Source organism: Brucella anthropi ATCC 49188, from assembly GCF_000017405.1.
In the GTDB taxonomy this organism is placed as follows: domain Bacteria; phylum Pseudomonadota; class Alphaproteobacteria; order Rhizobiales; family Rhizobiaceae; genus Brucella; species Brucella anthropi.
Window position 1 is genome coordinate 117,899 of the sequence record NC_009668.1, and the last position, 14,572, is coordinate 132,470.

Here is a 14,572-nt window from a genome sequence, read left to right on the forward strand (position 1 = left end):
AATTTCAGAGTGCCTTGATCGTGGCTTCAAACTGTTCGGCGGCGGCTGTATCGAGATAGCCGACGCGTACGGGGAAAACGGCGCGCTCACCCGATGCCAGCACCTGCACATTGTTCTTGGCTTTTTCCGCCAGATAACCTTCCGGCTCGCAGGTCGAGGGCAGGGCAAAGGCTGCAACCTGTGCATCCCCGTTCACGAGAATCCAGCGCACGGTTTTTGGGAAGATTTCGGTCGGGTAGGAAATGCCAAATCCGTCGCCCTCGGGAAGCTGCATCATCAGATGGGTGTTGCCTTCGGCATCTTTCGGCAATCCGCGAATATAGAAGACCTGCTCGGGATCGTAGCGCTCCGGTTCGTCCAGCACTTCCATCGCGGCTGGATCGGTGGCCAATTCGTCGATCAGCGACAGGTAATCATCATTGGGCGTAACGTGGCCGGGAACGGCTGTGCGCACCTGCACATGATCCGGCGTATAGGGCACTGGCTGGACGATTCGCGCACCTTCCGCATAGGCAAAATTGACGTGGCACATATACATCAGCTCCATCGGAGCGGATGAAAGGTTCTCGACATCCATGGTGATGTCGAACAATGTTTCATCCGCATGAAGCCGCACGGTTGGCCGCGCCAGATAATGCGCGCCGAAGCCCATCACATGTTCATATTCACCGGTGATTTCGACAAAGGCGCCGCGCTCGTCATGGCCGAAGAGAAGACCGGCCTTGTCCATTTTCGCGCAAGCCATTTCGCCATGCAGAAGATGATTGTCCTGAGGCGAAGGACAGCCATTGCGCAGGATGCCGCTATGGAACGCAAAGCAGCCGTAGGTCTCGACGATGGTCGTTGCCGGGCGCGGCATGGAGAAGCTGTTGCCCATGGTCAGATCGACGCCGTCGAACTCCGCGCCCCAGATCATCTGCCCCATGAAAGGCAGCACGATGAGATTGCCGCGTTCGTTCTCGACCAGCAGCGCCTCGATGCCGCTTGGATAGCGAAAGGCGGTGACGCTGAGGCCATAGGTATTGGCGACGACATGCGGCTGTTGGACAAAATCCTGACGGCGAAGATGAAATTCGATGTCCTGCATAAGGGATCACCTGCCCTGATTGCGCGATGCGTTGATCGCAATGACGAGAATGAGGAAAGCGCCCCAGATGAAATCGATGAGGTGGTTGGAGAACCGCATCATCTGGAAGCCGGAGGAAAGCAGCATTAGAGCAATCAGCGCGATGGCGACGCCCAGAACACGTCCCTTTCCACCCGCCGGATTGGTGCCGCCGAGAACGGCGATCAGCACGGCCTGCAGCAGATAGGATGCGCCATAGTCCGACTTGGCGGCATTGGTGCGGCCCGAAAGGATGATCCCGGCTATGGAGGCGAGCACGCCGGTGAGCATGTAGGAATAGAGGATCATGCGATCCTTGCGGATACCGGCAAAGGCGGCTGCACGCGGATTGGTGCCGATCAGCATGAGATTGATGCCGAGCGTCGTGCGTGTCAGGAGAATTGCCACGACGATGCAAACCGCGATGAACAGCAGGAATGGCGTGGCAACGCCGAACAGCTTGCCATTGCCGACCCAGTTCCACGCATCAGGGAAGCCGACGATGGCCGGGCCGCCTGTCAGAACCAGTGCCAGCCCCATCAAAACCTGTCCGGTGCCGAGTGTGGCAAGGATCGGTGTGATGCGGAGCTTGGCTATGAGCAGGCCGTTGACAAGGCCCGATACCAGCCCGATCAGCACGGCAAGCAATATGCCGATGATGGTGTAGAACAGCATGCCGGAACCGGACGTCTGTGCCGCCTGCACCATGGAGGAATGGAAATAGACCCCGGCCATGATGCCCGCCAGATTGGCGATGCCCACCACCGAAAGGTCGATGCCGCCTGTCAGCATGGCAATCATCATGGCGATGGAGAGGATACCCAGCTCCGGCATGATGTAGCTGATGGATTCGAAGTTGTAATAGCGCAGGAACTTGTCCGGGTTCATCCAGGTCATCAGCGCAAAGACCAGTACGGTGATGACGATGAGCTGGATGATATTATTGTCTCCGCCAAGGATGCGGCGCATGTCGAAAGACTGTTTCATGTCGCGTTCTCCTCTCAAGCGATACTTTTGCGGTCACGCCATGCGGTGATGGCTGTGGCGACGATGATGATGAGGCCGACAACGACGCGCTGCCATGTGGTGTCCACCTTCATGATGATGAGCGAGTTCTTGACCATGACGAGCATGAAGACGCCCATCAGCGTGCCGAGAACCGTGCCGCGTCCGCCGAAGATCGATGCGCCGCCCAGAACCACGGCTGCGATCACGTCCAGTTCAAGCCCGACGAAATCGCGCGGATTGGCAAGCCAGATCATCGAGGAATGCAGAAGCCCTGCGAAACCTGCCAGTGCACCGGCCACGCAATAGACGAAGAAGATCGTGCGGCGGGTATTGAAGCCGACACGCTTTGCCGCTTCCGGCGAGCCGCCATAGGCATAAACGCTGCGCCCGATCATCGTATAATTGAGGATCAGGTGGATCAGCAGCGCTAGCGCCAGATAGACGAGGAACATTGCGGTCAGGCTAAAGGCTGTTCCGGCGGCATTGGTCAGCGAAACAACATCCGTCTTGCCAAACTCGATCAGCTCCTTCGGCATCTTGTTGATGTTAACGGTGCTTGTACCCACCAGACCAAGCACCAGCCCGCGCACGATGGAGCCAGTACCGAGCGTCACGATCAGCGGGATCATCTTGAAACGATGGATGATGAAGCCGTTGAATGCGCCAAGCAGCAGGCCGATCAGCGTTGCTGCCACAAACGGAATGAGCACGCCGTCATAGCCGAGATAAACCATGGCGCGGACGGTCAGATACATGGCCGCGATAGCAAAGGCGGTGAAGGAGACGTCGATGCCGCCGGAAATCATCACAAGCAACACACCGAGCGCCATGATGCCGATCACGACATTGGAGCGCAGAAGGCCGAAGATATTGTCCAGCGACCAGAATGCCGGATTGATGAGGCCGATAATAACCATGGCCGCGAACAGCACGCAGGCAATGATGAATTCGGTACTGCGAAAAAACTTCATGTGCCGGTTCCTCAATTCAGCGTCTTGAGCCGGTCATTGACGGCATCTTCGGTCATGGTTTCACCGGAAAGTTCGTCGACGAAACGTCCGCGATGCATCACCAGCACACGATTGCAGTTCTGCACCAGCTCGGGCACATCGTCGGAAATCATCAGGACGGCGAGCCCTTCATCACTGGCGAGCTTGCGGATGATATTGTGGATCTGTGCCTTGGAGCCGACATCGACACCGACGGTTGGTCCATTGAGGATCAGGATTTTGGCACCTGTCAAAAGCCAGCGTGCCAGCACCACACGCTGCGCATTGCCGCCCGACAGGTGATTGACCGGCGTATGCGGACCGGGGGCAACGATGTGCATCGCCGAAAACATGTCGCGGGTTGTGGTGTCAGCTTGTCTGCGGTCGATGAAGAGGCCGCGCACGAATTTTTCGATGGAAGTGACGATGATGTTGCGCTCGATCGATTGCGTCAGGAACAGGCCTTCCGTCAGGCGGTCTTCCGGCACATAGGCGACGCCGCAGGCGATCCCTTCCTGAACTGTCTTTGGATGAACTTGCTTGCCATCGATACGAACAGTGCCGGTGAAATCCGGCTTCATGCCGAAGAGCGCGAGTGCGAGTTCCGTGCGACCGGAGCCGATCAACCCGGATATGCCGACGATTTCGCCCGCATTGAGAGCGAGGCTCGCATTTTCCACCGCCCCCGGAACAGAAAGGTTTGTGATTTCAAGGATCGGATTGGCCGAAGCGCCTTCACGCGGGGTCCAGTGATAATGGTCCGATGTGAGTTCCTGACCGGTCATCGCGCGGGTGATCGACGGTTCGTCGAAATCGGAAATCGGGCCTTCGGCAACCTTCTTGCCATTGCGGAAGACGGTCAGCCTTTCGCTGATTTCCAGCATCTCGCGCATCTTGTGGCTGACGAAAAGCACCGCGATGCCTTGTGCCTGAATATCGCGCACGATTTTGAACAGTGCATCGACTTCATGCCGCGTCAGCGCGGTGGTCGGCTCGTCCATGATAATGAGGCGGGCGTCAGCCATGACGGCGCGCGCAATCGCCACGATCTGCTTGCCTGATGTCGGCAGGCTGTCCACATCCGCATCGAGGTCGATGCTTACGTCGAGCCGCGCCAGCGCCTTCTGTGCTAGGTCACGCACGCGCTTCCAGTCGACGCCCTTGCGGCCTTCGATAAGAAAAGTATTGATTGCCAGATTTTCAGCAACCGTCAGGTTCCCGAACAGCGAGAAATCCTGATAGATCACCTGAATGCCGTGGTGAACCGACTTGACGGGGTCAAGTTTGCCGACTGATTTGCCGTCGATCAGTATCTCGCCGTCTTCCGGCGTGTAGACGCCCGACATGACCTTGATGATGGTGGACTTGCCGGAACCGTTCTCGCCCGCGAGACAGTGGATTTCGCCGGGCTTGATGGCAAAGGAAACATCGTCCAGCGCCCTGACGCCACCGAAACGTTTTCCGATATGGCGCAGTTCGATCAGGTTTTCATTCATATGGGGGCCTCGTGCAAGGCTGGAATGCGATTTGTCCGACAGGAGGGGCAGGAAGCCCCTCCCGTCAGGCAGCCATGGATATCAGAAGTCGTACTTATCCATGTTTTCCTTGGTCACACCGACCCAGCCTGCACCATAGAGCAGGTTCGGCTTGGCAGCGTCAGGCGCCAGCAGGCTTTCATAGCCCGGCAGACCCAGATTGAGACCGGCCTTGATCTGGTCGTTCTTCTTTTCAAGCGCTGCGACGGCCAGCATGTTCATGGCATAGCCCGCAACTGCCGGGTCCCAGAACTGAATATATTGAACGTCGTCATTCTTGATATATTCGCCTGCGACCGAAACGAGACCGGTGCCCGCGAAGAAGACCTTGCCCTTGAGGCCGCCTTCGGCGATCAGGCGTCCGGCACCGGCAGAGGTCGGCATCGGCGCACCGAGGATGCCCGTGATGTCCGGATAGGCGGTCATCGCTTCCTTGAGCTTGTTATAGTCGGTGTTGGCATCGTCATAGGTTTCGAGACGGCCAGTTGCTTCCGACATTTCCGGGAAATTGGCCTTCTGGTATTCGACGGCACCGTCGATCCATTCCATCTGCGACTTGGAGGTCAGGCTGCCGACGGTCGTGACATACTTGCCCTTGCCACCCATCGACTTGCCGAGTTCCTTCATGAGATTGGCGCCATAGGCCTTGTTGTCGAAGGCTTCGATGTCGTAATCGACATTCTGGATGTTGGAGGCTTCATGGCTGATGACCACGATGCCACGCTCACGCGCCTTCTTCAGAACCGGCTCGACGGCTTCAACGGAGAACGGCACGATGGCGATGGCGTCAACGCCCTGCGCGATCAGGTTCTCAACGATCTGGACCTGTGCCGCGGCATCCGCCTGGCTCGGACCGACCATCCAGACATCGTTGCCGGTGTCTGCCTTGAACTGGTCGACGCCGTCGCGCATACGGTCGAACCATGCAATGCCATCAACCTTCACGACGGTTGCGATGGTGTATTTCTTGTCATTGGCAGTGGTAATCAGTTCCTTGTTGATCTTCGACGTATCAACGACGCCTTCCGCGAAAGCGTGCGGAACGGCCACGGACATGGCGATCGCCACGGATGCTAGAAATTTTTTCACCGGTGTTTCCTCCCAAGACGCATCTCCAAAGCGCTGACCGGTTCGGATAGATGCGCATTACTCCAAAATTCCGGAGCTCCTTCAGCGTATTCGACCAGAAGAAACTCCGAACTCCCTGTCCCGCCGCGCCATTGGCTGCAGTAGGACGATGCTGACGCTGACGCACCCTGGAACGGTAGGGCGCGTCAGCGTTCTCCTCCATGCCCGGCTTCCCGGCCGGGCGAAAATTCGATCTGTTTTCCCGCCTGTCTGACGTCCTCGAAGAACGGAATTCTGTTCGAGGCGTGCAAAACCCTGTTGTTTTATCCTCCCAACAATGCGAATTATAATGTTACAATCCGATCATTATGTTTGGATCGTTTCACATTTATGTTCGGCCTGTCAAGATCGGATGATCGCATTGCGTGAAATGTGACGGACGTATAAACGGGTGAGCGGATCGCAAGGATTGGGGACAGCGTGAGCAGAATCAGCCGGAAGGAAGAGCGGATTGCCGAACTGGCGGCGCTGGTCGATGACGTTGGCGTGCTTCGCCTGCGGGATGCGGCAGCGCGTCTTGGCGTGTCGGAAATGACGATTCGCCGCGATATCGGCAGCGATGGCGGGATGCTGAATTGTTTGGGTGGTTACATTATTCCCACGCAGGACGGTGTGAATGGCGATTATGTCTTTGATTTTGAAAAAGACAGCCATGCCAATGCCAAAGCGCAGGCTTGTGCCGCAGCGGCAGCGTTGATCGAACCCTATGATACTGTTTTCATAGATTGCGGCACGACAATGCCGCACCTTGCTCACCGCATACCGCAGAACCAGCATATTACGGTTGTCTGCTACGCTCTCAACATTGCGGAAATCCTGTCGCAGCGCAGTGATGTGCGGCTTATTGTTTTGGGCGGACTTTATCACCCGGAAGCGGCGTCGTTTTCAGGGGATGAGGGGATCGACGTCCTGAAGCGCGTCAACATCAACAAAGCTTTCCTGTCGGCTGGCGGCGTCGACGAGCAGCACGGGGTTACGTGTTCACACTTCCATGAAGTACCGATCAAGCAGATGGCGATGCAGCGCGCTGTCGAAAAACATCTCGTCGTCGACAAGAGCAAATATGGCAAGGTCCGCGCCGCGCGCTTCGCGGGCATAACCGACTTCACGTCGATTGTGTCGGGCTAGTTCATTTTTTTCGGATCAGCAGGCCTTCCAGAAGCTTCCGGAATGCCTTGACGGCCCGCTTCGATGTGGTCTCGGGATCGTCTGAATTGGCAATCCATTGGGCCGCAGCACTGCTCGCCGCATTGATCAGCCGCGCGGCGGCTTCCGAGTCGATATCGACGATGACACCTTCTTCATGCAATGCGACAAGGCTGGTCGTTATCGTGCGGATACAGCCATTGGCGCTCGGCCAGCTGGAGGGATCGCCGAACACCGCCGGTCCGTCGCGAAACATGATGCGCTGGATTTCCGGTTCCAGTGCCATTTCGATATAGGCCGTATTCTCGTCGACAAAGCCCTGCCAGCGGTCGGGTGCCTTGGCGGAAATCGTGCACAGCCTTGCGGCCATCTCGCAATCGATTTCGTTGATTACGGCCTGCAGAAGGCCTTTCTTGTCGCCGAAATGATGATAGAGCGCGCCGCGTGTCAGCCCGGCAGAGGCTGTAAAATCATCCATCGAAGCCTCAGTGTAACCAACGGTCCCGAAAGCCTTGCGGCCCGCAGCCATCAGCTTCGTCCTCGTTTCAGCAATCATTTCGCTTCGCGGTTTACGCATCATGATTCCTTTTATTTGCATACGCTGCGTATATTAGTTGACATACGCCGCGTATCAATTATTTAATTAACATACGGACCGTATGCAAGTGTTGTAATTTCCCCTTTCAAGGACCCACTCCGATGTCCAATCCATATAGAGAAATTTTCAGCGCCCCAGGCGCTATCGGCTTTTCGGCGGCGGCCTTTTTCGCCCGTCTTCCCATCGCGATGGCCCCTGTCGGCATCGTGGCCATGCTTGCGCAGACGCACGGCGAATATTGGCTGGCGGGCGCGGTGTCTGCCACTTTCGCGCTCACGAATGCATTCATAGCGCCGCAGATTTCACGCCTTGTCGACCGTTACGGACAAAGCCGCATCGTCATGCCTGCCACGGTCGTTTCGGTGATAGCCTTCGCCTTTCTGCTCGTAGCGACAAATCAGGGCTGGGCAAACTGGACATTGTTCGTCTCGGCATTTTTTGCCGGTGCCATGCCCAGCATCCCGGCCATGGTAAGGGCAAGATGGACGGAAATTTTCCGCAATCGCCCCGAACTGAACACCGCTTTCGCATTCGAGTCGGCGGCGGATGAGTTGGTCTATATTTCAGGCGCTTCCCTTTCCGTGGCGCTGGCGGTGTCCCTTTTCCCCGAAGCGGGGATGCTTATCAGCACGGCTTTTCTGGCCGTGGGCACGATCGCCTTCCTCCTGCAGCGCTCCAGTGAACCGCCAGTTCGTGCGCTCGATCAGGACAGCCCGCAACGTTCCGCTATCTGGTCGCGTCCCGTTCAGATCATCACGCTGGCACTTATCTTCGTCGGCTCCACCTTTGCGACAGCCGAAGTCAGTGCTGTGGCGATCACAAGCGAGCTTGGTCAGCCCGGTGCGGCCAGCCTTGTGATCGGTGTCTATGCCATCGGTTCGTTTCTTGTGGGGATAACGCTCGGTGCATTGTCGCTTCGGATGCCTCTACAGCGCCAGTTGATGATTGCCGTCAGCGTGCTGGCACTGACTGCCTTGCCATTACCCTTCGCTGGCACATCGACCACGCTTCTTGCCGTGGCGGTGTTCGTCAGCGGTGTTGCGATTTCTCCGACATTCATCACGGCCTTCGGCCTTATCGAACGCCGCGTGCCTGAGACTATGCTGACCGAAGGCATTACCTGGGTCATGACGGGCATCGGCATCGGAATGGCGTTTGGTGCGTTCGTTTCCGGTTGGGTGGTCGACAATTTCGGTGCAGCAAACGGCTTCTGGGTTTCTGTTGTCGCCAGCCTCAGCGCGGTTGCAACCGTCGCGCTTGGTCAGGCCAGCCTGTCCGGCACGCGGGAAGCAGTCGAATGCGACGCGCTGTGCGCAGCAGAAGCGGCAGAGTAGCTAAATAGGGACGAGCGGGTAGGGCCCGCTCGTCAATCTCCGTAAATACGGTCTTCCAGCGGTGTGGAAGCGATCAATCCCTTCAATCCGGCCAGCATGGCTTTCTCGGCCTTATTGAGATTGGTTTCAGGATTGTGGATCAGGAAAACATCGATGGCGGGCGGGTTGTCGTAAGGCGGCAAACGCCAGAGAAGACCGTCATCAATCTCGCGTCGCGCCACATGCAGCGGAAGCGGGCCGATACCAAGGCCGGTAATGATCATCCGGCGCACTTCTTCAAGGCTCGACGAGGTGCCGACGACATCCGGTGAAAGCCGCGCCTCACTGCGTAGCAGAGCTACCGGGCGCAGCGCGTCGGCAATATGATCTGTCTGGAACGAAACCGATGGTTCTCCCTTCAGATCGGCAAGCGTCAGCCCGGACTGGCCGAACATCCGGTGCCGGGGGCCGCAGAAAAAGCCGAAGAATTCGCGATAGACCATGGTGTAGTCGAGCGCCGGATCTCGATTGCTCACCAGCCCAAGACCGAAAGAAGCACGCTTCTCCCGAACCAGTCGCGCGACTTCGGTGCTGGCGGATACATTGATCGTCAGCGTCGCTCGCGGGTGCTGTTCGTGAAAAAGTTCAAGCGCCCGGTCGAAGATCGGCGAAACAATGTGACTGGCCACCGATATGGTGACATGGCCGGTTACATCGTCACCGACCCCACGCACAAGCTGCGGCAGTTGCGAAATAGCGCCGAAGACTTCGATGCTCTGTTCATAGAGCAGTTTGCCGACTTCGGTCAGCTCAAAATGGGTGGCGTCACGCTCCACCAGTCGCTGGCCGATGCGGTCTTCCAGCCGGCGCAGCGCATTGCTCACACTTGGTTGCTTGAGATTGAGCCGTTCTGCAGCGCGGGTGATGCTTTTCACTTCAGCAATCACCACGAAACTGCGCAGAAGGTTCCAGTCCAGATCCCAGACAAGGCGCTCGGGGCGGTGCAGCGACATGGTTTTATCCATTCATGAAATCTATGTAATCCATTCCCATTATCTATTTGCGAAATGCATCCATAAAAGCAATCATGAAAATTGGGAGGCATCAAATAGCCTCAAGAAAAACAAACAAGAGGAAGTCGGGAACAGCATGTTTAACAAATTCACGGGTTTCATCGCCGCTGCCGCGATTGCCGCCACCGCAGTTTTTGCTGTAGCGCCCGCACAGGCGGATGATCTTGAAAAGATCAAGGCATCGGGCGAACTGAAGATCGCCATGAGCGGCCAGTATCCGCCGTTCAATTTCGTCAATGAGAAGAACGAGGTCGTGGGTTTCGATGCTTCCATCGGTTCGGCGATTGCCGAGCGCATGCAGTTGAAGCCACAGCTCATCACCACCGCATGGGACGGTATCGTTGCCGGTCTTCGGGCGGGGAAGTTCGACACGGTGGTCGGCTCCATGACGATCACGCCGGAACGCGAGAAGGCAGTGGACTTTGTGGGACCATATTATCACGCGGGCCGCGCGGTTTTCGTGAAGGAAGATTCCGCCGTTCAGAAGCTCGACGATCTCAAGGGCAAGACACTGGGCGTAACGCTTGGTGAAACCCATGAGAAGTGGGCGCGAGAACAGGGTGGCTGGACCATTCGCACCTATAAGGGTCTGCCGGAACTGATGCTTGAACTGAATTCGGGTCGTGTCGACGCCATTGTCGTCGACAACATCCCGGTCATGGTGGCGATCAAGGAAACCGGACAGAAAGTCCGCAAGCTCGATACGCCGGACATTGAAGGCGGCAGCGTTGCAATCGGTATCGCCATTCGCAAGAACAATCCCGAGCTGAAGGCAGCGATGCAGAAAGCTCTCGACGAGATCATGGCCGATGGCACCTATGAAAAGATCTCGATGGAATGGGTCGGCAGCGACATTCGCTGATACGTCGTCATTCCGGCCCGGCATATGTCCGGGCCGGTTGAGAACCGATTGACCGGAGTTTTCCGATGGATTTTGCGTTGATGCAGCGCGTCCTCCCGTTCTTTCTGGAGGCGGCATGGGTAACTGTGCAAATTTCCGCGCTGGCCCTGATCCTGGGCTTTGCGGTGGCCGCAATACTCGTGGCGGGCCGCTTGTCTCGTTCCCCCATTCTGCGCGGACTTGCAGCTGCCTATGTCAGTGTCTTTCGCGGCACGCCTTGCCTTGTGCAGCTCTTCATTCTCTATTTCGGCGGTCCGCAGATCGGCATCAATCTGGAACCGTTTGCTGCTGGCGTTATCGGGCTTGGGCTGAACATCGGCGCCTATATGTCGGAATCGATCCGTGGAGCGATCCAGAGCGTCGATCGCGGCCAGAGCGAAGCCGCGCGCTCCATCGGCTTCGGGCGTGGCCAGACCATGCGGTTCGTCGTGCTGCCGCAGGCCGCTCGCCTCATGATCCGTCCGCTGGGCGTCAACGCTATTGCCCTTTTGAAGGGTTCGGCGCTGGTCTCGACCATTTCGGTGGTTGAGCTGACCTATACGGCGCAGCGTTTCATCGGTTCGACCTACAAACCGTTCGAGATTTTCGGCGTTGCAGCCGTTCTCTACATGATCATCATCTATATCGTGGCGCGCGGGGTCGATCTCCTCGACAAGCGCTTCGCGGCGCAGTGAGGGAGGACTGGATGCAAGCCCTCGATTTCAGCATCGTCACTCCCTATACGGATCTGCTTCTGACCGGCCTTTGGTGGACGCTGGTTCTGACCGTTTCGTCGGCATTCTTGAGCTTCGTGCTGGGGATCGCATTTGCGCTGGTTGTGCTTTATGCGCCTGCCATTCTGGCCTATCCGGTGCGTTTCTTCATGTGGCTGTTCATGGGAACGCCGCTTCTGCTGCAACTGTTCCTGATCTATTTCGGGCTGGTACAGATCGGCATCAATATCCCCGCGCTTGGCGCTGGCATTATCGGCCTCAGCCTGCACTTCGCGGTCTATAATGCCGACATTATCCGGGCAGGTATTGTGGCAGTCGATCCCGGCCAGATGGAAGGCGCCCGTTCCATCGGGTTCAGCCATGGTCAGGCTTTGCGTTATGTCGTCATTCCGCAGGCGATCCGCAACACGATCCCGCCGATCGGCAACAACATGATCGTTCTTCTGAAGGACACGTCGCTGGTTTCGATCATCGGCATTGCGGAACTGGTGCACAGCGCCCAGCTTGCAATCAGCGAAACCTTCAGCCCGTTTGAATTCTATATCACCGTCGCGGCCATCTATTACGTGGTCAATCTGGTCCTTGAGGCCGGTTTGCGGCGCATTGAAAGAAAAGTGGAGGTCACGCGATGAGCAGCTCCAAATCGGCAAAACCGATGGTCGAAGTGAAGGATGCCCGGAAGGCTTACGGCGCGCTGGAAGTGCTGAAAGGCATCGACCTTTCAGTGGCGCGCGGCCAGATCGTGGCGATCATCGGTCCCAGCGGTTCCGGCAAAAGCACGCTTCTGCGTTCGATCAATCATCTGGAAACGCTGAATGGTGGCGAAGTCTGGCTCGATGGCGTGCAGGTCAACCAGCCGCTGGCAGGACAGGCCTTCGAAAAGCACATCAATGCGGTGCGCCAGCAGATGGGCATGGTGTTTCAGCACTTCAACCTGTTCCCGCATCTGACGGTGCTGGAAAACATCACGCTCGGTCCGATCAAGCTGAAAGGCATGGGCAAGGACGCGGCCTGCACACTGGCGCTGGAGCTTTTGTCGAAGGTGGGGCTTGCCGACAAGATCGATGTCTACCCTTCGCGCCTGTCGGGCGGTCAGAAGCAGCGCGTGGCCATTGCGCGAGCGCTCGCCATGCAGCCGAAGGTGATGCTGTTCGACGAGGCTACTTCGGCGCTCGATCCCGAGCTGGTGGACGAGGTCAATGCCGTCATGAAGCAGCTTGCCGTCGAACATATGACGATGCTGATCGTCACGCACGAGATGCGTTTTGCCGGTGAGGTTGCCGACCGCATTCTGTTCATGGATGGCGGCGTGGTGGTGGAAGAGGGACCGCCGGATCAGATTTTGAGCAATCCGGTGCAGGAGCGTACCCGCTCCTTCCTTAAGAAATATCTGGCTGCCTGAGGTATCAGAATGAGCGAGAGACACCTCAACGAATTTCCCGATTTCGGGCTGACCCCGGCCCAGCGGCGTGAAGCCGTGCTTGGTCATTATTACGAATATCCCGGCATGGACGGGCCTCGCGGCGAAATCTGGTGCTATACCGATGCCTATTCCTATCTTCCGGGTGCGACGGTTCATCTACAGGTGAGCGCAACCGCCTCGCGTTTCGATATCGAGATTGTGCGGGACGGGGCGGTGGAAACGCCGGTCTTCTCCAAACGCGGGATCGACTGCAAATGGCAGGACACACCGGCGCAATGTTCGGTTGTCGGTTGCGATTGGGAAACGACTTTCGATTTCAAGACGGATGAGAACTGGCCTTCCGGCGCTTATCGCATCACGTTGAAGGCGCATGGCAATGACGGTCAGTCGATCCATTGCCATCACCTTTTCATCCTGCGCCCAGCGGCGGGCCGTAAGCCGGGTCGTATCCTGCAGGTCGCTGCCACCGGCACATGGACAGCCTATAATACCTGGGGCGGCTCCAACCATTATCAGGGCATTACCGGGCCGAACGGCGATCAATATGCGACGACGGTGAGCATCGAGCGCCCGTTCTGCCGTGGCTTTGTTGTCCTGCCATCCGATGCGCCGCGCGTGCCGCTGGAAATTGTGACGCCGCCAGCCGCCCCCCCGCGCTATCCGCATATGGAATGGGCCTATGCCAACGGCTATTCCAAGAAATATACCTCTTCCGGCTGGGCAAGCTATGACAGCCTGTTCTTCCGCTGGGCCGAGCGGGAAGGCTACGCGGTCGATCTCGCCAGTCAGCACGAGCTGCATTTTTCGCCGGAAATCCTCGACGGTTATGACTGCGTTGCCTTTGTCGGTCACGACGAATACTGGACGTGGGAAATGCGTGATGCCGTCGATAATTATGTCGATGGCGGCGGTCGTGCGGCCCGTTTTGCGGGCAATTTCATGTGGCAGACACGGCTTGAGGACAATGGCAAGCGCCAGACCTGCTACAAGTATCGCGCCCGCGCCGAAGACCCGGTCTATCGCTCCGCTGATCCGCGTCGCACCAGCGGGTGCTGGGAAGCGACTGAAACCGGACGGCCTGCTGCCGAAACTTTCGGCCTCAATGCGTTGCGCGGGCTTTACGTCGGCTGGGGCGGTTGTGCCCCGCGCGGCGTACGCGGCTTCCCGGTCTATCGCCCAGAGCATTGGGCCTTTGCGGGAACCGGCATCTATTACGGCGATCTCCTGGGCTCGGAAGGCCATGCCTTCGGCTATGAGGTTGACGGGCTCGACTATGTGATCCGGGGAGGATTGCCGGAGCCGGAGGAGGGCAGTGGCGCTCCCGATGGATTGCAGATTCTGGCGCTCGGCATGTCGTCTCTCAAGGAGGAGAGTGCAGATATTCCAGCCGACGACCAGTTCCTCTCCGATGCCGATGCCAAATTCGTGGCCGATACGCTGATCGGCGACAATGGTGATGCAGCCGTCGAACGCATCAAGCGCGGCTGCGGCATGATCGTCAATTTCCCACGCGGCAAGGGCGAGGTCTTCCACGCCGGAAGCTGCGAGTGGGTAGCGGCTCTCAAACGCGGCGACCGCATGGTCGAGCGTGTGACGGCCAATGTTCTCAACCAATATCTCAAGCGCTGACAGAGTAACGC

The 14,572-nt window shown here is 57.7% G+C and carries 14 protein-coding genes; 7 read left to right on the forward strand and 7 right to left on the reverse strand.

Features of this window, described 5'->3' with window-relative positions:
- Positions 1-4: 4 nt before the first annotated feature.
- From OANT_RS14720 to OANT_RS14740, 5 genes are all read right to left on the reverse strand, one after another.
- Positions 5-1,087: an aldose 1-epimerase family protein gene (locus OANT_RS14720; protein ID WP_011982588.1), complete on the reverse strand. Its 1,083-nt coding sequence runs from the start codon at positions 1,085-1,087 to the stop codon at positions 5-7.
- Positions 1,088-1,093: 6 nt separating this feature from the next.
- A complete protein-coding gene (locus OANT_RS14725; protein WP_011982589.1) occupies positions 1,094-2,092 on the reverse strand; it encodes an ABC transporter permease in 999 nt (332 codons plus the stop codon).
- Positions 2,093-2,106: 14 nt separating this feature from the next.
- Complete coding sequence (locus OANT_RS14730; RefSeq protein ID WP_011982590.1) at positions 2,107-3,084, reverse strand: ABC transporter permease; 978 nt, start codon at positions 3,082-3,084, stop codon at positions 2,107-2,109.
- An 11-nt stretch (positions 3,085-3,095) separates the two neighbouring features.
- Positions 3,096-4,598: a sugar ABC transporter ATP-binding protein gene (locus OANT_RS14735; RefSeq protein ID WP_011982591.1), complete on the reverse strand. Its 1,503-nt coding sequence runs from the start codon at positions 4,596-4,598 to the stop codon at positions 3,096-3,098.
- An 81-nt stretch (positions 4,599-4,679) separates the two neighbouring features.
- Positions 4,680-5,726 carry an autoinducer 2 ABC transporter substrate-binding protein gene (locus tag OANT_RS14740; RefSeq protein WP_011982592.1) on the reverse strand — a complete coding sequence of 349 codons (1,047 nt, stop codon included), beginning with the start codon at positions 5,724-5,726 and terminating at the stop codon, positions 4,680-4,682.
- Between the two features lie 459 nt (positions 5,727-6,185).
- On the opposite strand from OANT_RS14740, the gene OANT_RS14745 reads away from it, so the two are divergent.
- Complete coding sequence (locus OANT_RS14745) at positions 6,186-6,893, forward strand: DeoR/GlpR family DNA-binding transcription regulator (protein ID WP_011982593.1); 708 nt, start codon at positions 6,186-6,188, stop codon at positions 6,891-6,893.
- Position 6,894: 1 nt separating this feature from the next.
- Here OANT_RS14745 and OANT_RS14750 read toward each other — a convergent pair whose 3' ends face one another.
- Positions 6,895-7,488 (reverse strand): TetR/AcrR family transcriptional regulator, encoded by a 594-nt coding sequence (locus OANT_RS14750; protein ID WP_011982594.1) that lies wholly within the window; start codon positions 7,486-7,488, stop codon positions 6,895-6,897.
- Positions 7,489-7,610: 122 nt separating this feature from the next.
- Here OANT_RS14750 and OANT_RS14755 point away from each other — a divergent pair, with 122 nt between their 5' ends.
- Positions 7,611-8,843 carry an MFS transporter gene (locus tag OANT_RS14755; RefSeq protein WP_011982595.1) on the forward strand — a complete coding sequence of 411 codons (1,233 nt, stop codon included), beginning with the start codon at positions 7,611-7,613 and terminating at the stop codon, positions 8,841-8,843.
- A gap of 32 nt (positions 8,844-8,875) precedes the next feature.
- Here OANT_RS14755 and OANT_RS14760 read toward each other — a convergent pair whose 3' ends face one another.
- On the reverse strand, positions 8,876-9,835 hold the full coding sequence (locus tag OANT_RS14760; RefSeq protein WP_040128486.1) for a LysR family transcriptional regulator: 960 nt from the start codon (positions 9,833-9,835) through the stop codon (positions 8,876-8,878).
- Between the two features lie 136 nt (positions 9,836-9,971).
- Between OANT_RS14760 and OANT_RS14765 the strand changes: the two genes are divergently transcribed.
- The 5 genes from OANT_RS14765 to OANT_RS14785 all read left to right on the forward strand — a co-directional run bounded on the left by OANT_RS14765 (position 9,972) and on the right by OANT_RS14785 (position 14,561).
- The gene (locus OANT_RS14765) at positions 9,972-10,757 is read left to right on the forward strand and encodes an ABC transporter substrate-binding protein (protein ID WP_011982597.1); all 786 of its coding nucleotides are present in this window, start codon (positions 9,972-9,974) and stop codon (positions 10,755-10,757) included.
- A 65-nt stretch (positions 10,758-10,822) separates the two neighbouring features.
- Positions 10,823-11,470: an amino acid ABC transporter permease gene (locus OANT_RS14770; protein WP_011982598.1), complete on the forward strand. Its 648-nt coding sequence runs from the start codon at positions 10,823-10,825 to the stop codon at positions 11,468-11,470.
- An 11-nt stretch (positions 11,471-11,481) separates the two neighbouring features.
- The gene (locus OANT_RS14775) at positions 11,482-12,141 is read left to right on the forward strand and encodes an amino acid ABC transporter permease (RefSeq protein ID WP_011982599.1); all 660 of its coding nucleotides are present in this window, start codon (positions 11,482-11,484) and stop codon (positions 12,139-12,141) included.
- Positions 12,142-12,164: 23 nt separating this feature from the next.
- Positions 12,165-12,911 carry an amino acid ABC transporter ATP-binding protein gene (locus OANT_RS14780; protein ID WP_040128772.1) on the forward strand — a complete coding sequence of 249 codons (747 nt, stop codon included), beginning with the start codon at positions 12,165-12,167 and terminating at the stop codon, positions 12,909-12,911.
- 9 nt (positions 12,912-12,920) lie between these two features.
- Complete coding sequence (locus tag OANT_RS14785; RefSeq protein ID WP_011982601.1) at positions 12,921-14,561, forward strand: N,N-dimethylformamidase beta subunit family domain-containing protein; 1,641 nt, start codon at positions 12,921-12,923, stop codon at positions 14,559-14,561.
- The last annotated feature ends 11 nt before the right edge of the window (positions 14,562-14,572 follow it).